We start from the raw sequence: 21,522 nt of genomic DNA on the forward strand, positions 1-21,522 counted from the left end.
CGACGCGCATAACCCACCGCGATCTGCATCGGACCGCGGGGGGTGGGTTAGCAATTCGCGCCAGGCGTGAGTACGGTCGCTATCGCTGCTGGTTATCAGCGGAATAGACAAAATTTGCACACGACGAGACGGAGGAACCGTGGCCCTTCCCCAGTTGACTGATGAGCAGCGCGCTGCTGCTTTGGAGAAGGCAGCTGCTGCCCGCAAGGCCAGGGCTGAGCTCAAGGAGCGCCTGAAGCGTGGCGGCACCGACCTCAAGCAGGTCCTCAAGGACGCCGAAGACAACGAAATCTTGGGCAAGATGAAGGTTTCGGCACTGCTCGAGGCGCTGCCCAAGGTGGGCAAGGTCAAGGCTCAGGAGATCATGACCGAGCTGGAGATTGCACCGACCCGTCGCCTTCGTGGCCTCGGTGATCGGCAGCGCAAGGCTCTGCTCACCAAGTTCGACTTCGAGGCCTGAGCCGACAAGTGATGATTGCTGACGCGGCAGTGTCTGATGATTGCTGACGCAACAGTGTCAGAGAGCAAGACCGCAGTGCGGAGGGGTCGGCTGGTTGTACTGGCCGGCCCTTCGGCTGTCGGTAAGTCCAGCGTCGTTCGCGAGCTGAGAACTCGGTTGCCTGAACTCGTTTTCAGTGTTTCGGCGACCACTCGCGATCCCCGTCCAGGTGAAGTGGACGGCAAGGACTACCGATTCACCTCCCGTGAAGAATTTCAACGGATGATCGACTCCGGTGAACTTCTCGAATGGGCGGAAATCCACGGCGGCCTGCAGCGCTCCGGCACCCCCGCAGCTCCGGTCGAAGAAGCGCTCGAAGCTGGAAAGCCCGTTCTCGTCGAGGTCGATCTCGCCGGAGCACGAGCTGTCCGCAAGGCGATGCCCGAGGCTCTGTTGGTGTTCATGGCTCCACCGAGCTGGGACGTTCTGGTGCAACGGCTGACCGGACGTGGAACCGAAACGGAAGACGTCGTGGCGCGCCGACTCGAGACGGCCCGAGTGGAATTGGCCGCACAGGACGAGTTCGACACGGTCATCGTGAACGAGGATGTAAGCCGTGCTTGCGATGAGTTGGTATCCTTGTTGGTTGGGAACTGATTCCGCACCCTTCGGGAACCGATTTCCACCCCGTTTCTCAGATATCCGGATCGATAAAACTAGTTCTTCAATGAAGATCTAATTCAGGAGACACAAGAGTGAGCAGCACTTCAGCCGCGTCCGCAGCAGGTCAGGGCGCTCTGCCTGCCTACGACACCCCGCTCGGCATCACCAACCCGCCGATCGACGAGTTGCTCGAACGCACCTCTTCCAAGTACGCCCTGGTCATCTACTCGGCCAAGCGCGCGCGCCAGATCAACGACTACTACAACCAGCTCGGTGACGGCATCCTCGAATACGTCGGACCTCTGGTCGAGCCCGGTCTGCAGGAAAAGCCGCTGTCCATCGCGTTGCGTGAAATCCACGCTGATCTCCTCGAGCACACCGAAGGCGAGTGAGCACCACATCTGCCGCACCCGAACCTCGTTCGGGTGTCGGGGGAGTGTCCGACGCGCCCACATCGATACGTAAGCGCATTGTCGTCGGTGTCGGTGGGGGTATCGCCGCGTACAAGGCGTGCTCGATCATCCGCAGCTTCACCGAGAGCGGTCATCACGTCCGCGTGATTCCGACCGAATCCGCTCTGGAGTTCGTCGGGCGCGCGACGTTCGAAGCACTCTCCGGCAACCCGGTTCACACCGGCGTCTTCAACGACGTCCCGCAGGTTCCGCATGTCCGTCTCGGACAGGAAGCCGATCTGGTCGTCATCGCGCCGGCAACCGCTGATCTGATGGCGCGAGCGGTCATGGGTCGCGCAGACGACCTGTTGACGGCCACTTTGTTGACCGCGCGCTGTCCGGTCGTCTTCGCCCCAGCAATGCACACCGAGATGTGGGAGCACCCCGCAACGGTCTCGAACGTGGCGACACTGCGTTCGCGCGGCGTCCACGTGATCGAACCTGCCTCCGGGCGTTTGACCGGGAAAGACACCGGAGCCGGTCGACTTCCCGAACCCGACGAGATCGTCGGGTTGGCATCGTTGCTCCTCGAGCGCTCGGACGCGTTGCCGCGCGACCTGGAGGGTCGCCGCATTCTGGTCACCGCCGGCGGTACTCGCGAGCCGCTCGATCCCGTGCGCTTTCTCGGTAATCGCAGCTCGGGCAAGCAGGGCTACGCGCTCGCCCGTCTTGCCGCGCAACGCGGCGCGCACGTGACACTGATCGCCGGGTACACGGCTGATCTCGCCGACCCCGCCGCTGTCGACGTCGTGCACATCAAGACGGCCGAAGATCTCCGGTTGGCAGTGGAAAAGCACGCACCGGGACACGACGGAGTCGTCATGGCTGCGGCTGTCGCGGACTTCCGCCCCACCACCGTCGAAGGCAGCAAGATCAAGAAGGGCGCAAACGAACCCGACTCGATCAGCCTCACCAGAAATGCCGACATCCTCGCCGGTCTCGTCGAAGCGCGTCGTGACGGCGACTTGGATGCTCGAACGGTGATCGTCGGATTCGCCGCTGAGACCGGTGACGCCCATGGTGACGTACTCACCTATGCCCGCTCCAAGCTTGCCCGCAAAGGTTGCGATCTCCTCGTGGTCAATGCGGTCGGCGAGGGCAAGGCGTTCGAGGTCGATCACAACGACGGTTGGCTGCTCGGTTCCGACGGCTCGGAGTCCGCTCTCGAACACGGATCCAAGGCTTTGATGGCCAGTCGAGTACTCGACGCCCTGGTCAAGCTCTTTCCCGAGTAGCGACACGCGCCCGGTGGTGAGAGTTACCCCACGATAATCGGGTGAGTACAAGGGTGTTGCGCAGGCGGTCCAACCGTTATCGTCGGCTCAGCCCCCAGCTAACAAAGCATGACAAAACGGTCACCGAACGGTGATTCGGATACTTCAATAAGCTGTAGTCAAGAACTCAGTCGTCGAGAGGGAGATCTGTGAGCAAGTCCGGCAGTCGGCTATTCACCAGCGAGTCCGTCACCGAGGGGCACCCGGACAAGATCTGTGACGCGATCAGCGACTCGATCCTCGACGCGCTGCTCACCCAGGACCCGCGCGCCCGCGTGGCCGTCGAGACACTGGTCACCACCGGCCAGGTTCACGTAGCCGGTGAGGTCACGACCACTGCGTACGCGGACATTCCGAAGATCGTGCGCGACACGGTCCTCGAAATCGGCTACGACAGCTCCGCAAAGGGCTTCGACGGTAACTCCTGCGGCGTCAACGTCGCGATCGGCGCCCAGTCGCCCGAGATCGCGCAGGGTGTCGATCACTCGCACGAGGCTCGCGTCGACGGAATCAGCGACGACGAGATCGACCGTCAGGGTGCGGGCGACCAGGGCCTGATGTTCGGCTACGCCACCACCGACACGCCGGAACTGATGCCGCTGCCCATCGCGCTGGCTCATCGTCTCTCTCGCCGGTTGACCGAGGTCCGTAAGTCCGGCGTGCTGCCGTACCTGCGCCCGGACGGCAAGACCCAGGTCACCATCGAGTACGACGGTGACAAGGCTGTCCGTCTCGACACCGTGGTCATCTCCACCCAGCATGCCGCTGACATCGACCTCGACAACCTGTTGACGCCCGATCTTCGCGAGAAGGTGCTTCACTCGGTGCTGACCGACGTCAACCTCACCGATCTCGACACCTCCGATGTTCGTCTGTTGGTGAACCCGACGGGCAAGTTCGTCCTCGGTGGCCCGATGGGTGACGCCGGTTTGACCGGCCGCAAGATCATCGTCGACACCTACGGCGGAATGGCTCGCCACGGTGGCGGCGCGTTCTCCGGCAAGGACCCGTCAAAGGTCGACCGCAGCGCTGCCTACGCCATGCGCTGGGTGGCCAAGAACGCTGTTGCCGCAGGTCTGGCCGACCGCATCGAGGTTCAGGTCGCCTACGCCATCGGCAAGGCAGCTCCGGTCGGACTCTTCGTCGAAACCTTCGGCACCGAGAAGACCGATCCGGCACGGATCCAGAAGGCGATCACCGAGATCTTCGACCTGCGTCCGGGAGCGATCATCCGCGACCTCGACCTGCTGCGCCCGATCTACGCGCAGACGGCGGCATACGGTCACTTCGGTCGCACCGATATCGACCTCCCGTGGGAGAGCACCGATCGCGCCGACAAGCTGCGTAGCGCAGCTGGTCTCTGATCACTGACGTACAGACGGGGCGCGGGTGGGCGCGGAAAGAGTAGCGGCAGAAGTCGATCCGGTCGCCCGGGTGCTGCCGATGCTCCCGCTCGCTCACCTCGACCGTGAATTCGACTACCTCGTTCCTCGTGAACTCGAAGCGGATGCGCAGCCCGGAGTCCGGGTGCGCATCCGCTTCGCTGGTCGTCTGGTGGACGGTTTCATCGTCTCGCGCGAGGCGACCAGTGACCATCAGGGGAAGTTCGGCTGGCTCGAACGCGTCATCTCGTCCGAGCGGGTCCTGACGGCCGAAATCGCGCAAGTCGTCGATCGTGTGGCGGAGCGTTATGCCGGAACCCGTGCCGATGTTCTCCGTTTGGCGGTACCGCCGCGGCACGCGAAGGTCGAGGCGGAACCGTGGGGGCCCGCCGAGCCGCCGTCCGCTCCTGAACCGATCGAAAATGGTTGGCATCTCTACAGATTCGGTGACGCCTTCCTGTCCGCGATTCGCGAGTCGAAAAGCCCACGTGCGGTCTGGCAGGCGTTGCCTGGTGAAAACTGGCCACTGCGCCTGGCCGAACTGGCCGGGGCCGTAGCGGCAAGTGGTAAATCCGCGATCCTGGTTGTGCCCGATCAACGCGACCTGGACCGCGTCGTCGCCGCTTGTACCGAACTCTCCGGAGCGGATGCGGTGGTAGGTCTGTCCGCGGGCCTGGGGCCGGCCATGCGATATCGGAGGTGGCTCGCTGCACTGCGCGGGACCGCCCGGATCGTCGTCGGCACGCGGAGTGCTGTTTTTGCGCCGACGCCCGAGACCGGTCTTGTCGTCGTCTGGGACGACGGCGACGACAACTTGTCCGAGCCGCGGTCGCCGTATCCACATGCCCGCGAAGTTGCCGTCCTGCGTGGCTACGTCGCCGGGTGCGCCGTCGTGATCGGTGGGTTCTCCCGTACGGCAGAAGCGCAGGTATTCGTCGACTCGGGATGGGCGCACGATCTGGTCGCTACGCGGGACGTCGTTCGTGCCCACGCACCCAAGATCACCGCGCTTGCCGACAGCGATCAAGCCTTGGCCCGCGATCCGGGAGCCAGAGCGGCTCGTTTGCCCGCTATTGCATTCGCGGCCGCCCGGCGCGCTCTGGGTGAGGGCAACGGAGTCCTGGTACAGGTGCCTCGGCGGGGGTACGTACCGACCCTGGCCTGCGGAAAGTGCCGTGCCCCGGCACGGTGCCGTCGGTGCAACGGCCCACTGGCTCTTCCCGCTGCGGCAGGTCCCGACGGCGCCGGGACACCGGCGTGCCGCTGGTGCGGGGTTGCCGATGCCGCCTACCGATGTCACGCGTGCGGGGCGAAAGCGTTGCGCGCGGTGGTGGTCGGTGCCGGCCGGACCGCCGAAGAACTCGGGCGGGCGTTTCCCGGTGTGAAAGTTGTTCTGTCCGGGGGCAGTGATGTGGTCAAGGAACTGCCACACGGGCCCGCGTTGGTGGTCTCGACAGTGGGTGCGGAGCCGGTGATGACCGGCGGCTACGGCGCCGCGCTCTTGCTCGACGGTTGGGCACTGCTCGGCCGGCCCGATCTTCGCGCCGCCGAGGAAACACTCAGACGCTGGATGTCGGCTGCTGCCATGGTGATTCCGCTGTCCGAAGGCGGTGAAGTTGTGGTTGTCGCAGACTCGGGTATCCCGACGGTGCAGGCGTTGGTCCGATGGGATCCAGTGGGGCACGCACAGTCTCAATTCGAGGAACGGGACGAGGTCGGCTTTCCTCCGGCCGTTCACATGGCTGCGATCGACGGTGGATCCGCGGCAATTGCGGAGTTGGTGGATTCAGCTGATCTGCCGGCAAGTGCTGTACTGCTCGGACCAGTGGAATTGCCTGCGGGGGAGAGGCTTCCGTATTCCGGTGAGGACGAGAGCGGTGTCGCGCCGGAGCGAATGCTGGTCCGCGTTCCACGCAAGGACGGTCGCGGCCTTGCGGACGCTCTGGCACATGCGAGGGCCGCGCGCAGTGCGCGGAAGTCTTCGGGTCCGGTCCGCATTCAGATCGACCCACGCCGCATCGGCTGAGTTTCGAGTTGTCGGAGGAATCCTTGCGCTACCCGATATGACGATATATCGTCGAACTATCAACGATAGTGATGGAGGTTCGACGATGGATGCAAGTTTCCCGAACGAGGGGATGTTCGGCCGGCGCGGTTTCTTCGGCGGTTTCGGCCGTGAGCAACGGCCACCATTTGTGATGTGGGTGCCGACGGACGACGGCGCGTCGGGCGATGGTCCCGGCGATCGAGACGGTGGACGACGCGGTCGACCGCACGAGCGGCCGGGCTTCGGTGACATGCCACGCAGAGGCCATCGGCGGGGGCGTTTCGGTCCAGACGGCGGACCCGGCCCCGGCTTCGGTCCGGGCGCTCAGTTCGGTCGCGGGCGAGGACGTGGCGGACGAGGTCGTCGAGGAGATGTGCGCGCTGCGATTCTGCTGTTGATCGCGGAAGAGCCGATGCACGGCTACGAATTGATTCAGCAGATCGTCGAGCGCAGCGGCGGCGTCTGGAAGCCGAGTCCGGGCTCCATTTATCCCGCGCTGTCCCAACTCGAGGACGAAGGACTGGTGATCATCGAAAAGGTTGCCGGCCGCAAGACCGCCAAGCTGACAGAAGAAGGCGTCGCGTACGTCGAGGAACATCGCGCCGATCTCGGGGCGCCGTGGGATGACGTTCGTCTCAGCGTAGGGGAGCCGGAGCAGGACCTTCGAGAACTGATCGGCCAGCTGATGGGCGCGGCCGGTCAAGTGGCTGCTGTAGGCACACCAGCGCAGGTCAAGGCCGCAGCCGACGTGCTTGTCGAGGCGCGCAAATCGCTCTACCGAGTGCTTGCCGGTGATGACGCCGATGAAGGCGGCAATTGAGACGTCGGATACCTACTGTTCGGTAGGGTATGCGCCTCGAAGTTTCTGGTGTTACGGTCAGCTCCCTCGTAGGATTAGAGCAGGAGCAGGAACAATGTCTGGCGTCAAACGGTCTGTGGGACTGACATTTTCGGTAGCAGTGGCGCTGCTGATCGGAGCACCGCCGGCTATATCGGGTGCCGCACCGACGCTTCCGTCTGCGAGTGCCGACGCGATGGACGTTCCTCTCGACGTCGGTCCGGGTCAGGCGACCCGTTCCGTTGCTACGGCATATGCGCATGCTCATCCAGCATCCGCACCTGCCGGATCGAACGATTTCGGCTGTGAGCCTTCCGCCACGCATCCCCGACCGGTTGTACTCGCCCACGGAACCGACACCGAGGCGTACGCGGATTGGGCGGCCCTGTCGCCGGCACTGGCAGCTGACGGCTACTGCGTCTTCGCCCTCAATTACGGCGGTGCGATCAAAGAAGTAGACGGGGACGTCGCACACGAGACCTACGGCGTCGGCGACATAGTCGGTAGTGCCACCGCGTTCGGTTCTTTCGTCGATCAGGTGCTGACCGCGACCGGAGCGGACAAGGTCGACGTGATCGGCTACTCCCAAGGCGCGACGGTGACGCGGTACTACGTCAACAAGATGGGCGGCGACGCCTACGTCGATCATTGGGTCGGTTTGGCTTCGCCGACCTACGGTGGGGTGATGTTCGGGTTGGTTCCCATTGTTCGTGCGATCCCCGGCGGAGAAGACTTTGTCGAAGACGTCTTTTCGCGAGCTGTCCGCGAGCAGATGCAAGGGTCGGATATGTTGAACGCCCTCAACGCCGGAGGCGACACCGTTCCCGGAGTGCGCTACACGACCATCGGGTCCACTGTCGACGAGATGATCCAGCCGTCCTCGAACATCGCGCTCCGCGATGCCGGTGCAGAAAACATCGTCCTCCAGGATCTGTGCCCGTCGAACCTGACCGGCCATTTCCGCATGCCGTACGACCCATACGTGATCGACGTCATCCGGACGGTCCTCGACCCCGATGCCGAGCGGCACGCTTCGTGTAGCGTGGTGCCGCTCGGCACGGATATTCCGCAAGTGGTCATCGACGCAAATTCGTGAGCTGCAAATTCGTGAGCTGCTAACTCGTGAGCACCGAGATCACGTGGGTCGGGATGTTTACTCGGCGAGCTTGGCAGTGGCCTGCGCCCACAGGAAGAACTTGTTCGTTCCGAGGTCGCGGACGGTCTTGATGTTGAACGCTGCCTTCAAATGTTCTGCGTCCGAATCGCTTACGCCGTTGAGTGCCGCGACCGGGGCGTCCGCCAATTCTTCGACGGACTTTCCTGCGTAGGCCTTGTCGAACTTACTGTCGATGCCTGCCATCTAAGTTCCTCCGTGTGATCGGTGTATCCCGTATCAGCCTCCGCCGAGTGGCGACGACAGAAACAGTCAATACCGAGGACCGGTGAATGTGCAGGGTTCTGATCAAAGAAATTGCTGAGAAAGTGGTTCGGTGTGGCGCGAGGTAGGTCGTAGCTCTCGCAGTCCTTAGACTGACAGTTCCACCCACCGACACATCCGGGAGCATTTTCGTGAGTTGCAGTCCACCGCGTTCGACAGGCCGATCGGCTGATCAGAGTCCGAAGAGCCCAACGAAACGGGAGAGCTGACATGCGCGTCGTGTTCGCCGGAACACCCGAACCCGCGGTTCCTTCACTGCGTCGGCTCATCGAATCCGCCAACCACGAAGTGGTAGCTGTCGTCACGCGTCCGGACGCTGTGGCGGGCCGCGGTCGAAAAGTCACCCGATCGCCGATCGGTCTGCTTGCCGACGAGCACGGCATCCCGGTGCTGACGCCGGCCAAGGCGTCCGATCCCGACTTCGCGGCCGAACTCGCCCGCCTCGAACCGGACTGTGCACCCGTCGTCGCCTACGGAAACCTGTTGCCACAGAACGTCCTCGACATTCCGAAATACGGTTGGGTCAATCTGCATTTCTCGTTGCTTCCCGCGTGGCGCGGCGCCGCGCCGGTGCAGGCCGCGATCAGTGCCGGTGACGAGGTGACGGGTGCGAGCGCGTTCCGTTTGGAAGCCGGCATGGATACCGGCCCCGTGTACGGAGTGATGACCGAGCGGATTCGCGACACCGATACGGCAGGCGACCTGCTCGGGCGTCTGGCGGAAAACGGCGCTGCCCTGCTCGAATCGGTACTCGACGGCCTGGAGGCCGGAGAGATCAACGCGGTTCCGCAGTCTGACGACGGCGTCTCGTACGCCCCCAAGGTGACGGTGGACGCGGCCCGCGTGCGATGGGAACTGCCCGCTCGCACGGTGGACCGGCACATCCGAGCCGTCACACCCGCACCCGGGGCCTGGACGATGATCGGTGATCTTCGAGTCAAGGTCGGCCCGGTCACCGTTACGGACGAGACCCTGGCAGTCGGTGAGATCTCGGTACGCAAGGATGGTCTGTACATCGGTACCGCGACCACCGCGGTGCGACTCGGGCAGATTCAGCCCCCGGGCAAGAAATTGATGTCGGCAGGGGACTGGGCACGCGGTGCCCGACTCGACGCGGAGGTACGAGCACAGTGACCGAATCACGACGACCGGCACGGCGGACACAGGGTCCCGGAGCCAAGAACGGCGGCGGCGCCAAGAACACCAAGCCGAAGCAGGCCAAGCGGCCTGATCCGGCAACCGCCGGGCTCGATCAACCGCGTCTGGCGGCGCGTGACGTCCTGCGCGCGGTCCGTGAGCGTGACGCGTACGCGAACCTGGTTCTGCCAGGGCTCCTGCGTGACCGCAAACTCGACGCACGCGACGCTGCGCTGGCAACCGAACTGGCGTACGGCGCGGCACGTGCTCAGGGACTGCTGGATGCGGTGATCGCCCATGCAGCGGGTCGGCCGATCGAAGAGATCGACGGAACGCTGCTCGATGTACTCCGACTCGGCTCGTACCAATTGCTGCGCACTCGTGTCGCACCGCACGCTGCCGTCGCAACCTCGGTCGATCTGGTCCGCGCCGAAAACGGCCAGGGCCGAGCAGGATTCGTCAATGCGGTCCTGCGCCGTGTTTCCGAACGCACCCAGGAGGAGTGGGTCGAGCTGCTGGCCCCGAAGGACCCGGTCGGCCGGCTCGCCTTCGAGCACGCTCACCCCCTGTGGATCGCGCAGGTATTTGCCGACTCGCTCGGCGCTGCTGCCGGTGAACTCGAAGACGTCCTGATCGCCGACGACGCCCGCCCTGCAGTACACCTCGTCGCCCGCCCCGGCGAGATCTCCGCCGAGGAGCTAGCACTGGTGACCGGCGGCGAGATCGGGCCGTACTCGCCGTACGCCGTGCATCTCGACGGCGGTGACCCCGGACAGCTCGAGGCGGTCCGCCAAGGCTTGGCGGGCGTGCAGGACGAGGGCAGTCAGCTGGTGGCCCGCGCCCTCAGCATTGCTCCTCTCGAAGGTGAAGACTCCGGACGCTGGCTCGACCTCTGTGCAGGTCCAGGAGGAAAAGCGGCACTTCTCGGTGCTCTTGCCGGCATTGAAGGTGGTCGACTCGACGCCGTCGAGCCCGTCGAACATCGCGCCGAACTGATCCGCAAGACCACTCGCGAACTTCCCGTCGACGTACACGTGGCGGACGGCCGCGAATCCGGGCTCGAACCCGGATACGACCGCATCCTCGTCGACGCTCCCTGCACCGGGTTGGGTGCGCTGCGTCGGCGCCCGGAGGCACGTTGGCGTCGCCAGCCGTCCGATGTGGCTCCGCTCGTGAAGTTACAGCGTGAATTGCTCGCTGCCGCAATCGAACTGGTTCGCCCCGGCGGAGTGGTGCTGTACTCCACGTGCTCGCCGCACTTGTCGGAAACGCTGGCAGTGGTCGCCGATGCAGTGCGACGTCACGGCGTCGTGGAACTCGACACCAAGGAATTGGTGCCAGGTGTCCCAGACGTCGGCGACGGATCGTCGGTTCAGTTGTGGCCGCACCGACACGGGACCGATGCGATGTTCATGGCCGCTTTGCGCAAGCCGCTGGCCTGATCGGATGACTTCTGGGCATCGGTAGTCGTATGGTGCCTACATGGTTACGTGGGAACAGGTTGTAGTACTGGGTTCGGCTCTTCCCTCCGTGGAAGAGTCGACCTCGTACAACACCCCGGCACTCAAGGTGGCAGGTAAGACTTTTGCGCGGCTCCGCACCGAAGCGGAGGGCGCTTTGGTCGTGATGTGCGGTCTGGACGAGAAGGAGGCGCTACTCGCCAGTGGCGAGGCGGCTTTCTTCACCACCGATCACTATCACGGGCACGGCTCGATCCTCGTGCACCTCGAACTGATCGACGAGGTGCAGTTGGGTGAGATGCTCGAAGACGCGTGGCGGATCAAGGCACCGGCCAAGGTGCGAAAGCTCCACACCGTCGTCAAGAACTGATCTGATTGCACCGGCTCCGATGTGCATGCACGGTCGGCAATGAGACACAGCTAAACTCGGCGTCGTGGCTTCCCCGATGATTGCACCGTCCATTCTGTCCGCAGATTTTGCTCGACTCGCTGATGAAGCGACTGCCGTGTCCGGCTCCGACTGGCTTCACGTCGACGTGATGGACGCGCATTTCGTTCCCAATCTCACGCTGGGTCTGCCGGTGGTCGAGAGTCTGCTGAAGGCGACGGATATTCCGCTCGACTGCCATCTCATGATCGAGAATCCGGAGCGCTGGGCGCCGCCGTACGCCGAGGCCGGTGCGTACAACGTCACGTTTCACGCCGAGGCCACCGACGATCCGCGTTCGGTTGCCCGCGATATTCGTGCAGCTGGTGCCAAGGCGGGGCTGAGCATCAAGCCTGGAACCCCGATCGACGACTACCTGGAAATCCTCGAGGACTTCGACACCCTCTTGATCATGAGCGTCGAACCCGGATTCGGTGGTCAGTCCTTCATGCCTCAGGTGCTCGACAAGGCACGCGCAGTTCGAAAGCTCGTCGACTCGGGTGAGCTGACGCTCCTTGTCGAAATCGACGGCGGCATCAACGCTTCCACGATCGAGCAGGCCGCTGAAGCAGGGATCGACTGCTTCGTCGCCGGTTCGGCGGTGTACGGAGCGAGTGATCCCGGTGAGGCGGTGCGCAAGCTGCGCGCGCAGGCCGCCTCGGCGTCGCCGCACCTGACGCTGTCGGTCTGAGCCGCTCGATGGCAAAGGGTGGACAGGCGTCGACGGCTGATCTCGACGCCGCGATGCAGATCGCGCTGGCCGCAGCTGATTCCGCGCGCGGATTCACCAGCCCCAACCCACCGGTCGGCGCGGTCATCCTCGCTGCCGACGGAACCATCGCGGGCGTCGGTATGACGCAACCGCCCGGTGGACCGCACGCGGAGGTCGTGGCTCTCGACGAGGCCGGCGATGCGGCACGTGGCGGTACGGCCGTGGTGACACTGGAACCGTGCAATCACCAGGGACGAACCGGCCCTTGCTCGCAGGCATTGATCGACGCCGGAGTCTCGGCGGTTGTCTACGCCGTCGGTGATCCCAATCCCGAGGCTTCCGGCGGCGCAGCGACCCTCATGCGCGCTGGAATCAGCGTCACGGCCGGACTGCGAGCACCCGAGGTGGAAGCTGGTCCACTGCGGGCCTGGCTGCACAAACAGCGCACCGGTCGCCCGCACATCACGTGGAAGTACGCGGCCAGTCTGGACGGACGCAGCGCCGCCGAGGACGGAACGAGTCAGTGGATCACCGGTCCGCAGGCGAGGGCGCGCGTGCATGCGCAGCGAGCGCAGATCGATGCGATCGTGGTCGGTACCGGCACCGTGTTCGCCGACGATCCGTGGCTGACCGCACGTCAGCCCACCGGTGAGCTCGCGGCGCACCAGCCCGTTCGCGTCGTCGTCGGAAAGCGCGAAATACCCTCGACGGCAAGCATTCTCGACGACACCGCACCGACTCTGGTGCTCAACACCGACAACATCGACGAAGTAGTCGAGGCGTTGGGGGAGTACACGGACGTACTTCTCGAGGGTGGGCCGCGTCTGGCCGGAGCATTCCTTGCCGCCGGATATGTCGACGTCATAGAGGCATACATCGCTCCGATCCTGCTCGGCGCGGGCGCTTCCGCGCTCGTCGATGCCGGAGTGCACACCATCACCGACGCCCACCGATTCCGTTTGGAGTCTGCGGTAACGATCGGCCCCGATATTTTGTTGAGTCTGGTTCCGGAGAGTTCTGCTCCGGGGAACGAGGAGTAGGGCGCGTGTTCACAGGAATTGTGGAAGAACTCGGCGAAATTGTCGCCAAGGAAGAACTGGTCGATGCTGCACGTTTCACGGTGCGCGGGCCACTGGTCACCTCCGACGCCGGCCACGGTGATTCGATCGCGGTCAACGGAGTGTGCCTGACGGTGGTCGACGTGCTTGCCGACGGTTCGTTCACCGCAGATGTCATGCAGGAAACCCTGAACCGCTCGAGCCTGGCGAAATTGGATGTCGGCTCTCGCGTCAACCTCGAGCGTGCCGCGGCGCTGAACAGCCGACTCGGCGGCCACCTGGTTCAAGGGCATGTCGATGGAACAGGCCACGTCATTTCCCGCTCGCCGTCCGAGAACTGGGAGGTAGTGCGGATCGCACTGCCCGACTCCATTTCCCGTTACGTCGTGGAGAAGGGTTCGATCACCGTCGACGGAGTCTCGCTGACGGTCTCCGCGCTGGGCGGAGACCGCGGGTTCGAGTACTTCGAGATCTCGCTGATCCCGACAACGCTCGAGTTGACGACGCTCGGAACCGCTGTGGTCGGTACGCCGGTCAACCTCGAGGTGGACGTGATCGCCAAGTACGTCGAGCGGCTTCACTCTGCCGGTCGGTAGGACCAGGCTGATCGGACCCGTCCGATTGGTCGTAGGGTTGTCAGTGCATCCGTCGGATGCACTTGTTGTATTCGATGATGTGAAAAGTCAAGACTTTGGAGTGCGAGCACGTGACCAGGTTCGACAGTATCGAGCGCGCAGTAGCAGATATCGCTGCAGGTAAAGCTGTTGTCGTCGTGGACGACGAGGATCGCGAGAACGAGGGCGACCTCATCTTCGCCGCCGAGAAAGCCACCCCGGAACTGGTGGCGTTCATGGTCCGGTACACCTCCGGCTACCTGTGCGTGCCGCTCGACGGTGACGATTGCGATCGGTTGGGCCTGCCCCCGATGTACGCCACCAACCAGGACAAGCACGGTACGGCGTACACCGTCACCGTCGACGCCCGTGAGGGAATCGGTACCGGCATCTCGGCGTCGGACCGCGCTGCGACGATGCGTCTGCTCGCCAACCCCGAATCCGGTGCCAACGATTTCACTCGCCCCGGTCACGTCGTTCCGCTCCGCGCGAAGGAAGGCGGAGTACTGCGTCGTCCTGGCCACACGGAAGCTGCAGTCGACCTCGCCCGCATGGCGGACCTGCGTCCTGCCGGCGTCATCTGCGAAATCGTCAGCCAGAAGGACGAAGGCGCGATGGCTCAGACCGACGAGCTGCGAGTCTTCGCCGACGAACACAACCTTGCTCTGATCTCGATCGCGGACCTCATCGCGTGGCGTCGCAAGCACGAGAAGCACGTGCTGCGTATCGCCGAGGCCCGCATCCCCACCCGCCACGGTGAGTTCACCGCTGTCGGCTACACCAGCATCTACGACGAGGTCGAGCACGTTGCGCTGGTGCGCGGCGACATCGCAGGCCCCGACGGAGACGGTAGCGACGTACTCGTCCGCGTTCACTCCGAGTGCCTCACCGGCGACGTCTTCGGTTCGTTGCGGTGCGATTGCGGCCCGCAGCTCGACGCCGCACTGGACATGGTCGCCCAGGAGGGCCGCGGCGTTGTTCTGTACATGCGCGGGCACGAGGGTCGTGGCATCGGTCTCATGCACAAGCTGCAGGCCTACCAGCTCCAGGACGCCGGTTCCGACACCGTCGACGCCAATCTCGAACTCGGCCTACCGGCGGACGCCCGTGACTACGGCATCGGTGCCCAGATCCTCGTCGATCTGGGGATCTCGTCGATGCGTCTGCTGACCAACAACCCGGCCAAGCGTGTGGGTCTGGACGGCTACGGCCTGCAGATCACCGATCGTGTTCCGATGCCGCTGCGCGCGAATGCGGAGAACCTCACCTACCTGCGCACCAAGCGCGATCGGATGGGTCACGATCTGATCGGACTGGACGAGTACGAGGCGAACCAGAACACCGCACAGCCGGGAACCGCACTGTGAGCGGCGAAGGTCAGCCGCAGCTCGCGATCGCCGAGGCCAAGGATCTGAAGCTGGCGATCGTTGCCGGGCAGTGGCACGCGACGATCTCCGAGGCTCTGATCGCGGGCGCGCAGCGCGTCGCGCAGGAAGCACAGATCAAGGACGTGACACTGGTCCGTGTCGCCGGCGCGATCGAACTGCCGGTCGTTGCGCAGGCATTGGCGCGCACGCACGACGCCGTCGTCGCTCTCGGTGTTGTCATCCGCGGCGGTACGCCGCACTTCGAGTACGTGTGCGACGCGGTCACCGCGGGCCTCACACGCGTCTCGCTCGACGAAAGCACCCCCGTGGGGAACGGTGTCCTGACCACCGACACCGAGCAGCAGGCTCTTGACCGTTCGGGTCTGCCGGGTAGCGTCGAGGACAAGGGCGCACAGGCCTGCGCGGCCGCACTGGACACCGCAGTGACCCTGCGCCATCTCCGAGCACCATGGACCGAGGATTCGTTTCGATGAGTACACCCGGCGACAACGAGAACTGGGAACTGATTGCGTCACCGCGTAAGTCGACGCGATACGCGATCGGAGTTGCTGTCCTTCTGGTGATCGTTCACGTCACACTGGCGCTCCTGCTTCGCCAGGGGTCCACCGGCGTGTACTTCCGTGCCGCGGACCAGATCGCGATGGCAGGCATCGGCACCATTCTGGCTCTCGGTGTGCTGATGTTGACGCGGCCCCGGGTCAAGGTGGGCAAGCAGGGTATTGCCGTACGAAACATCCTGGGCGAGAAGATCGTCGACTGGGATCTGTTCGAGGGACTCTCGTTCCCCGACGGTGCCGCCTGGGCACGCATCGAATTGCCCGACGACGAGTACATGGCAGTGATGGCGATCCAGTCCAACGACCGCGAGTACGCCGTCGACACGGTCGGTAAGTTCCGCGAACTGGCCGACCGCTACGCACCGGTCGCGCACAAGAGCAACTGACGTCTTCCGACCGGTTCGGTGCCCGCATCCTGCGCGTTTCCGAGTCGGTCGGTGGCGGCGACTAACCTGAAACCGTGCCGGATCCCTCGACTTACCGCCCCGCTACCGGAACCATTCCGGCTGCGCCGGGCGTCTACAAATTTCGCGATCCGCATGGTCGGGTCATTTACGTCGGAAAGGCGAAAAGCCTCCGTTCACGTTTGAACTCGTACTTCGCGGACGTCACGACACTTCATCCCCGTACTCGGCAGATGGTGACCACCGCCGGCAGCGTCGAGTGGACCGTCGTCAGTACCGAAGTCGAAGCGCTTCAGCTCGAGTACAACTGGATCAAGGAATTCGATCCGCGGTTCAACGTCCGGTACCGCGACGACAAGACGTATCCGGTTCTCGCGGTGACGCTCAACGAAGAGTTCCCGCGCTTGTTCGTCTACCGCGGTCCGCGGCGCAAGGGTGTCCGGTACTTCGGTCCCTACTCCCATGCCTGGGCGATCCGCGAAACTCTCGATCTGCTGCTACGAGTCTTTCCCGCACGAACGTGCTCGTCCGGAGTCTTCAAACGGCACAACCAGATCGGTCGTCCGTGTCTGCTCGGCTACATCGACAAGTGCTCGGCGCCCTGCGTCGGGCGAGTCAGCGCCGAGGAGCATCGTCAGATCGTCGAAGATTTCTGCGACTTCCTCGCCGGCCGCACGGACAAGTTGGTCAAAGATCTCGAAAAGCGCATGCAGCAGGCTTCCGAGGATCTCGACTTCGAGACCGCAGCCCGTCTGCGTGACGATATCGGGGCTTTGCGCAAGGCGCTCGAGAAGCAGGCCGTCGTACTCGGTGACGGCACCGACGCCGATCTCGTCGCCTTTGCCACCGATGATCTCGAAGCCGCCGTTCAGGTGTTCCACGTGCGGGGCGGACGCGTGCGGGGTCAGCGTGGATGGGTCGTGGAGAAGGCAGGCGACGCCATCGACTGGGCCGCACTCGACGCCGAGTCCGACCTGCCGATCCTGGTCGAGCAGTTCCTCACCCAGTTCTACGGTGAGCAGGCGGCCCTCGACCCGGGAGCGGGTTCCGAGGCCGGGATCAGCGCAGTTCCCAAGGAAGTTCTGGTGCCGGTTCTGCCGGCAAACGCGACCGAGATCCAGGCGTGGCTGAGCAAGCTTCGGGGATCGCAAGTGCAACTGCGGGTTCCGCAACGCGGCGACAAGAAAGACCTCGCCGAAACAGTCCAGCGAAACGCGAAAGAGGCTCTGGCGCAGCACAAGCTCAAGCGCGCCGGCGATTTCACTTCGCGTTCCGCGGCGCTGCAGGGCATCCAGGAAGCACTGGACCTGGACTCGGCTCCGCTACGAATCGAATGCATCGACATCAGTCACGTCCAGGGAACCGACGTCGTGGCGTCACTGGTCGTGTTCGAGGACGGGCTCCCGCGTAAGTCGGACTACCGCCGTTACGCGATCAAGGAAGCTGCCGGCGACGGTCATTCCGACGACGTCGCGAGTATCGCGGAGATCACGCGTCGGCGGTTCCTGCGCCACAACCGCGACCTGGGCGTCCTCGCGGCGTCGGCGTCGACCATGGACTCGGACGGTGGGGATCTGGCTCCCGAAGCGGCGATCGACCCGGCGACGGGCCGGCCTCGGCGGTTCGCCTATCCGCCCAATCTGTTCGTCGTGGACGGCGGCGCCCCTCAGGTCACGGCGGCAGCGGCGGTCCTCGACGAGCTGGGGGTCACTGACGTCGCGGTAGTCGGGTTGGCCAAAAGACTCGAAGAGGTATGGGTGCCGGGGGAAGAAGATCCGGTCATCCTCCCTCGGACGAGCGAGTCGTTGTACCTACTGCAGCGCATCCGAGACGAAGCCCACCGCTTCGCGATCACGTTCCATCGCAGCAAACGCTCGAGGCGGATGACGGCTTCGGCTCTGGATTCGGTCAAGGGGCTCGGTGAAACTCGTCGAACCGCTCTGGTGGCTCACTTCGGTTCCGTGGCGAAGCTGAAAACGGCAACGGTCGAGGAGATCATGCAGGTCCCCGGTATCGGTGAGACCACCGCCACAGCAGTTCTGGCCGCACTCGGCACGGATTCGGCTGCAGCCGACGCGGGTGCTGAAGCTCGAGCGCTGCCAGCCGCGGTAGGGGATGATGAGCTGGACACGGAATCCGAATCGTCTGTTACGTCTGCTGACGCGCCCAGCGCCGAATCCGGTAGCGATGACGAGGGCTCCGAGTCGCGAGAATTGTCCATGCCGACGACGGGGCCGAGTGCACAGTGACTACCGACAGCGCCAAAGACAGTCGAACGATGGATTTCCTGCTGGTGACGGGATTGTCCGGAGCAGGTTTGAGTACCGCTGCCAAGGTGCTCGAAGACCTCGGCTGGTATGTCGCGGACAATTTGCCACCTGAGCTCATTTCCCGAATGGTCGGTCTGAGCTTGACCTCCGATCCGCCGGTCGATCGTCTCGCCGTCGTGATCGACGTGCGGAGTCGACTCTTCACCGGCGATCTCGGGTGGGTGCTCACCGAACTCGAGGCGGAACCGATCCACACTCGGGTGCTGTACCTCGAAGCGTCGGACGACGTGTTGATCCGACGGTTCGAACAGGTGCGCCGCAGTCATCCGTTGCAGAACGACGGCATCGACGGCACGTTGTCCGAAGGGATCGCAGCCGAGCGTCGGCAGTTGGCCGTGGTGAAGGCGGCCGCCGATCTGGTCATCGACACGTCGGCACTGAAGGCGCATCAGCTGCGTCAGAAGATCGAAACGGCGTTCGGAAACGATGCCAACCGAACGATGAAGGTGACGGTCCAGTCGTTCGGATTCAAGTACGGCCTGCCGATGGACGCCGATCTCGTCTGTGACGTTCGTTTCCTGCCCAATCCCCACTGGATCCCTGAACTTCGCCCGCACACCGGTCAGGATGCCGACGTCCGCGACTACGTGTTGTCCCGCGAGGGCGCGGAAGACTATCTCGACACCTACCGACATCTGGTGGATTTGACGATCGCCGGATATCGACGAGAAGGAAAGCGCTACATGACAATTGCGGTCGGGTGCACCGGCGGTAAGCACCGAAGCGTGGCCATGTCCGAAGCTCTCGCGAGGCGTTTGGGTTCCGAGGACGACATCTCGGTCAGCATCGTGCACCGGGATCTGGGGCGCGAATGAGTGAACCGACACATCGCTCGCGGGAGACACCCGAAGGGCCGGCCATCGTCGCGCTCGGCGGCGGGCACGGATTGTTCGCCACGCTCCAGGCCGTCAGACGCTTGACGGTCGACGTCACCGCCGTGGTCACGGTCGCCGACGACGGTGGTTCGTCGGGCCGGCTACGCGCCGAACTCGGCGTCATCCCGCCTGGAGACCTCCGGATGGCGCTGGCTGCTCTCGCGTCGGACGAACCCGAGATAGTCGACTGGACTCGGACCATTCAGCATCGCTTCGGCGGTGTCGGCGCACTTGCCGGGCATTCGGTGGGCAATCTCATCCTGGCCGGACTGACCGAGGTGCTCGGCGATCCGGTCGTCGCGCTCGACGAGATGGCGCGACTGCTGCGAATCCGTGGCCGTGTGCTGCCGATGTCGCCGATCGCGCTCGAGATCGAAGCCGACGTTCAGGGACTCGAAGAGGACCCCCGCGTCAGCCGCTGCATTCGTGGACAGGTTGCCGTCGCGACCACCCCGGGCAAGGTTCGGCGTGTGAGACTGCTCCCGTCCAATCCGCCCGCGTGCCCCGATGCCGTGACTGCGATCGATCGTGCCGATCTCGTGGTTCTCGGCCCGGGATCGTGGTTCTCGAGCGTGATCCCACACGTCCTGGTACCCGAACTCGTCGAATCACTGTCGTCGACGAAGGCTCGAAAGGTACTGGTGCTCAATCTCGCACCCGAGCCGGGGGAGACCGCCGGATTCTCCGCGGAGCGTCACCTGCACGTACTCTCCCAACACGTGCCCGATTTCCGGGTCGACTACGTGGTGGTCGACTCGGCGTCGGTACCGGCCGGGCGTGAACGTGAACATCTGCAGCGTGCGGCGGATCAATTTTCAGCCGAAGTCAGGTACGCGGATGTCGCGGACACCTCACCGGGCGCAGCGCATGTACACGATCCGGCAAAACTGGCCGATGTACTGGCTGAACTGTCGAGCAGTGCGGCAGTAGGGGATTCGACACAGTCTTCCCTGCAAGAACAGCAATCCGAAGAACAGAGGGAGAACGCTTCGTGGCAATGACAGCGGAGGTCAAGGACGAACTGAGCCGGTTAGTGGTGACTCAGGTCAGCTGCCGCAAGGCAGAGGTCTCCGCGTTGCTGCGCTTTGCCGGTGGGCTCCACATCGTCGGCGGCCGGGTGGTCGTCGAAGCAGAGGTGGATCTGGGCTCCACGGCGCGACGTCTGCGCCGGGAGATATTCGACCTGTTCACCTACAGTGCCGATGTGCACGTACTCAGTGCGGGCGGGCTTCGAAAGTCCGCTCGCTACATCGTGCGTGTGGCGAAGGAGGGTGAGGCCCTCGCGCGCCAGACGGGACTGCTCGATCTTCGCGGGCGCCCGGTTCGCGGCTTGCCTGCGCAGGTCGTCGGCGGAAGTGTCGGCGACGCCGAAGCAGCGTGGCGCGGTGCGTTCCTCGCGCACGGTTCCCTGACCGAACCCGGCCGTTCGTCGGCGCTCGAAGTGAGCTGCCCGGGCCCGGAAGCCGCACTTGCTCTGGTTGGAGCTGCGCGGCGTCTGGGGATCTCGGCGAAGGCACGTGAGGTTCGCGGAACGGATCGTGTGGTGATCCGCGACGGTGAGGCCATCGGCGATCTCCTGACCCGAATGGGAGCCCAGGACACACGTCTGGTGTGGGAGGAGAGGCGGATGCGACGCGAGGTCCGCGCCACCGCCAATCGTCTCGCCAATTTCGACGACGCAAACCTGCGACGCTCTGCTCGCGCTGCCGTTGCGGCTGCTGCGCGCGTCGAGCGTGCGTTGGAGATCCTCGGTGAGGACGTGCCCGATCACCTCGCGGCGGCGGGTGCACTGCGCGTCGAGCATCGGCAGGCGTCCCTCGAAGAACTCGGCCAGTTGGCCGACCCGCCGATGACCAAGGACGCCGTTGCCGGACGTATCCGTCGCCTGCTGTCCATGGCTGATCGCAAGGCCAAGGAAACGGGCATACCCGACACCGAATCCGCAGTGAATGTGGAGCTACTCGAAGAGGGGTGACCTGCCCTCCGTCAGGGTGGGCTGCGCACGTTCGGGCCACGCGCATTAGGGT

The 21,522-nt window shown here is 64.3% G+C and carries 22 protein-coding genes; 21 read left to right on the forward strand and 1 reads right to left on the reverse strand.

The annotated features are described in order from the left end of the window. Positions 1 to 139: 139 nt before the first annotated feature. The 8 genes from mihF (at position 140) to RA302_RS14260 (ending at position 8,191) form a co-directional block, all read left to right on the forward strand. Positions 140 to 460, forward strand: coding sequence for an integration host factor, actinobacterial type (gene mihF / locus RA302_RS14225; protein ID WP_003944825.1), 321 nt, complete (start codon positions 140 to 142; stop codon positions 458 to 460). Positions 461 to 496: 36 nt separating this feature from the next. Next, entirely contained in the window at positions 497 to 1,096 is a 600-nt protein-coding gene (gene gmk, locus RA302_RS14230) for a guanylate kinase (RefSeq protein WP_003944801.1), read from the forward strand. A gap of 98 nt (positions 1,097 to 1,194) precedes the next feature. Further along, positions 1,195 to 1,494, forward strand: coding sequence for a DNA-directed RNA polymerase subunit omega (rpoZ, locus tag RA302_RS14235; protein WP_003944996.1), 300 nt, complete (start codon positions 1,195 to 1,197; stop codon positions 1,492 to 1,494). Positions 1,495 to 1,538: 44 nt separating this feature from the next. Then, positions 1,539 to 2,789, forward strand: coding sequence for a bifunctional phosphopantothenoylcysteine decarboxylase/phosphopantothenate--cysteine ligase CoaBC (gene coaBC / locus RA302_RS14240; RefSeq protein ID WP_085989960.1), 1,251 nt, complete (start codon positions 1,539 to 1,541; stop codon positions 2,787 to 2,789). A gap of 188 nt (positions 2,790 to 2,977) precedes the next feature. Then, complete coding sequence (gene metK / locus RA302_RS14245; RefSeq protein WP_003944827.1) at positions 2,978 to 4,192, forward strand: methionine adenosyltransferase; 1,215 nt, start codon at positions 2,978 to 2,980, stop codon at positions 4,190 to 4,192. A 25-nt stretch (positions 4,193 to 4,217) separates the two neighbouring features. After that, positions 4,218 to 6,236, forward strand: a complete 2,019-nt coding sequence (locus RA302_RS14250; protein WP_030536421.1) for a primosomal protein N' — start codon at positions 4,218 to 4,220, stop codon at positions 6,234 to 6,236. Positions 6,237 to 6,321: 85 nt separating this feature from the next. Then, positions 6,322 to 7,077: a PadR family transcriptional regulator gene (locus tag RA302_RS14255; RefSeq protein ID WP_306170107.1), complete on the forward strand. Its 756-nt coding sequence runs from the start codon at positions 6,322 to 6,324 to the stop codon at positions 7,075 to 7,077. A gap of 94 nt (positions 7,078 to 7,171) precedes the next feature. Next, positions 7,172 to 8,191 carry an alpha/beta fold hydrolase gene (locus RA302_RS14260; protein WP_030536419.1) on the forward strand — a complete coding sequence of 340 codons (1,020 nt, stop codon included), beginning with the start codon at positions 7,172 to 7,174 and terminating at the stop codon, positions 8,189 to 8,191. Positions 8,192 to 8,248: 57 nt separating this feature from the next. Here RA302_RS14260 and RA302_RS14265 read toward each other — a convergent pair whose 3' ends face one another. Next, entirely contained in the window at positions 8,249 to 8,455 is a 207-nt protein-coding gene (locus RA302_RS14265; protein WP_003944900.1) for a hypothetical protein, read from the reverse strand. A gap of 288 nt (positions 8,456 to 8,743) precedes the next feature. Between RA302_RS14265 and fmt the strand changes: the two genes are divergently transcribed. The 13 genes from fmt (at position 8,744) to whiA (ending at position 21,470) form a co-directional block, all read left to right on the forward strand. Beyond that, positions 8,744 to 9,667, forward strand: a complete 924-nt coding sequence (gene fmt / locus RA302_RS14270; protein ID WP_030536418.1) for a methionyl-tRNA formyltransferase — start codon at positions 8,744 to 8,746, stop codon at positions 9,665 to 9,667. Further along, a complete protein-coding gene (locus RA302_RS14275; protein WP_003944903.1) occupies positions 9,664 to 11,112 on the forward strand; it encodes a transcription antitermination factor NusB in 1,449 nt (482 codons plus the stop codon). Before fmt ends, RA302_RS14275 begins: the two co-directional genes overlap by 4 nt. 40 nt (positions 11,113 to 11,152) lie before the next feature. Continuing rightward, entirely contained in the window at positions 11,153 to 11,500 is a 348-nt protein-coding gene (locus RA302_RS14280; protein WP_003944924.1) for an MmcQ/YjbR family DNA-binding protein, read from the forward strand. 64 nt (positions 11,501 to 11,564) lie between these two features. Next, entirely contained in the window at positions 11,565 to 12,248 is a 684-nt protein-coding gene (rpe, locus tag RA302_RS14285; RefSeq protein WP_030536417.1) for a ribulose-phosphate 3-epimerase, read from the forward strand. An 8-nt stretch (positions 12,249 to 12,256) separates the two neighbouring features. Continuing rightward, positions 12,257 to 13,309 (forward strand): bifunctional diaminohydroxyphosphoribosylaminopyrimidine deaminase/5-amino-6-(5-phosphoribosylamino)uracil reductase RibD, encoded by a 1,053-nt coding sequence (gene ribD / locus RA302_RS14290; protein ID WP_030536416.1) that lies wholly within the window; start codon positions 12,257 to 12,259, stop codon positions 13,307 to 13,309. Positions 13,310 to 13,314: 5 nt separating this feature from the next. Beyond that, a complete protein-coding gene (locus RA302_RS14295; protein WP_003944892.1) occupies positions 13,315 to 13,923 on the forward strand; it encodes a riboflavin synthase in 609 nt (202 codons plus the stop codon). A 110-nt stretch (positions 13,924 to 14,033) separates the two neighbouring features. Beyond that, positions 14,034 to 15,308, forward strand: coding sequence for a bifunctional 3,4-dihydroxy-2-butanone-4-phosphate synthase/GTP cyclohydrolase II (locus RA302_RS14300; protein ID WP_003944833.1), 1,275 nt, complete (start codon positions 14,034 to 14,036; stop codon positions 15,306 to 15,308). Continuing rightward, the gene (gene ribH, locus RA302_RS14305; RefSeq protein ID WP_003944999.1) at positions 15,305 to 15,802 is read left to right on the forward strand and encodes a 6,7-dimethyl-8-ribityllumazine synthase; all 498 of its coding nucleotides are present in this window, start codon (positions 15,305 to 15,307) and stop codon (positions 15,800 to 15,802) included. The genes RA302_RS14300 and ribH overlap by 4 nt, the downstream gene beginning before the upstream one ends. Continuing rightward, positions 15,799 to 16,272, forward strand: a complete 474-nt coding sequence (locus RA302_RS14310; RefSeq protein WP_003944987.1) for a PH domain-containing protein — start codon at positions 15,799 to 15,801, stop codon at positions 16,270 to 16,272. The genes ribH and RA302_RS14310 overlap by 4 nt, the downstream gene beginning before the upstream one ends. 74 nt (positions 16,273 to 16,346) lie before the next feature. Continuing rightward, the gene (gene uvrC, locus RA302_RS14315) at positions 16,347 to 18,539 is read left to right on the forward strand and encodes an excinuclease ABC subunit UvrC (protein ID WP_030536415.1); all 2,193 of its coding nucleotides are present in this window, start codon (positions 16,347 to 16,349) and stop codon (positions 18,537 to 18,539) included. Beyond that, on the forward strand, positions 18,536 to 19,435 hold the full coding sequence (rapZ, locus tag RA302_RS14320) for an RNase adapter RapZ (protein ID WP_003944872.1): 900 nt from the start codon (positions 18,536 to 18,538) through the stop codon (positions 19,433 to 19,435). The genes uvrC and rapZ overlap by 4 nt, the downstream gene beginning before the upstream one ends. Beyond that, positions 19,432 to 20,496: a uridine diphosphate-N-acetylglucosamine-binding protein YvcK gene (yvcK, locus tag RA302_RS14325; protein ID WP_003944943.1), complete on the forward strand. Its 1,065-nt coding sequence runs from the start codon at positions 19,432 to 19,434 to the stop codon at positions 20,494 to 20,496. Before rapZ ends, yvcK begins: the two co-directional genes overlap by 4 nt. Then, a complete protein-coding gene (gene whiA, locus RA302_RS14330; RefSeq protein ID WP_021344225.1) occupies positions 20,493 to 21,470 on the forward strand; it encodes a DNA-binding protein WhiA in 978 nt (325 codons plus the stop codon). Before yvcK ends, whiA begins: the two co-directional genes overlap by 4 nt. The last annotated feature ends 52 nt before the right edge of the window (positions 21,471 to 21,522 follow it).

The organism is Rhodococcus sp. DN22, assembly GCF_036669995.1.
Lineage (GTDB): Bacteria > Actinomycetota > Actinomycetes > Mycobacteriales > Mycobacteriaceae > Rhodococcus_F > Rhodococcus_F erythropolis.

What these genes read in the sequence shown, in the direction of transcription:
- yvcK (WP_003944943.1), top strand. Translation starts at nt 19,432, where the DNA reads ATGAGTGAACCGACACATCGCTCGCGGGAGACACCCGAAGGGCCGGCC.
- RA302_RS14310 (WP_003944987.1), top strand. Translation starts at nt 15,799, where the DNA reads ATGAGTACACCCGGCGACAACGAGAACTGGGAACTGATTGCGTCACCG.
- RA302_RS14255 (WP_306170107.1), top strand. Translation starts at nt 6,322, where the DNA reads ATGGATGCAAGTTTCCCGAACGAGGGGATGTTCGGCCGGCGCGGTTTC.
- RA302_RS14280 (WP_003944924.1), top strand. Translation starts at nt 11,153, where the DNA reads ATGGTTACGTGGGAACAGGTTGTAGTACTGGGTTCGGCTCTTCCCTCC.
- RA302_RS14265 (WP_003944900.1), bottom strand. Translation starts at nt 8,455, where the DNA reads ATGGCAGGCATCGACAGTAAGTTCGACAAGGCCTACGCAGGAAAGTCC.
- whiA (WP_021344225.1), top strand. Translation starts at nt 20,493, where the DNA reads ATGACAGCGGAGGTCAAGGACGAACTGAGCCGGTTAGTGGTGACTCAG.
- ribD (WP_030536416.1), top strand. Translation starts at nt 12,257, where the DNA reads ATGGCAAAGGGTGGACAGGCGTCGACGGCTGATCTCGACGCCGCGATG.
- RA302_RS14260 (WP_030536419.1), top strand. Translation starts at nt 7,172, where the DNA reads ATGTCTGGCGTCAAACGGTCTGTGGGACTGACATTTTCGGTAGCAGTG.
- gmk (WP_003944801.1), top strand. Translation starts at nt 497, where the DNA reads ATGATTGCTGACGCAACAGTGTCAGAGAGCAAGACCGCAGTGCGGAGG.
- fmt (WP_030536418.1), top strand. Translation starts at nt 8,744, where the DNA reads ATGCGCGTCGTGTTCGCCGGAACACCCGAACCCGCGGTTCCTTCACTG.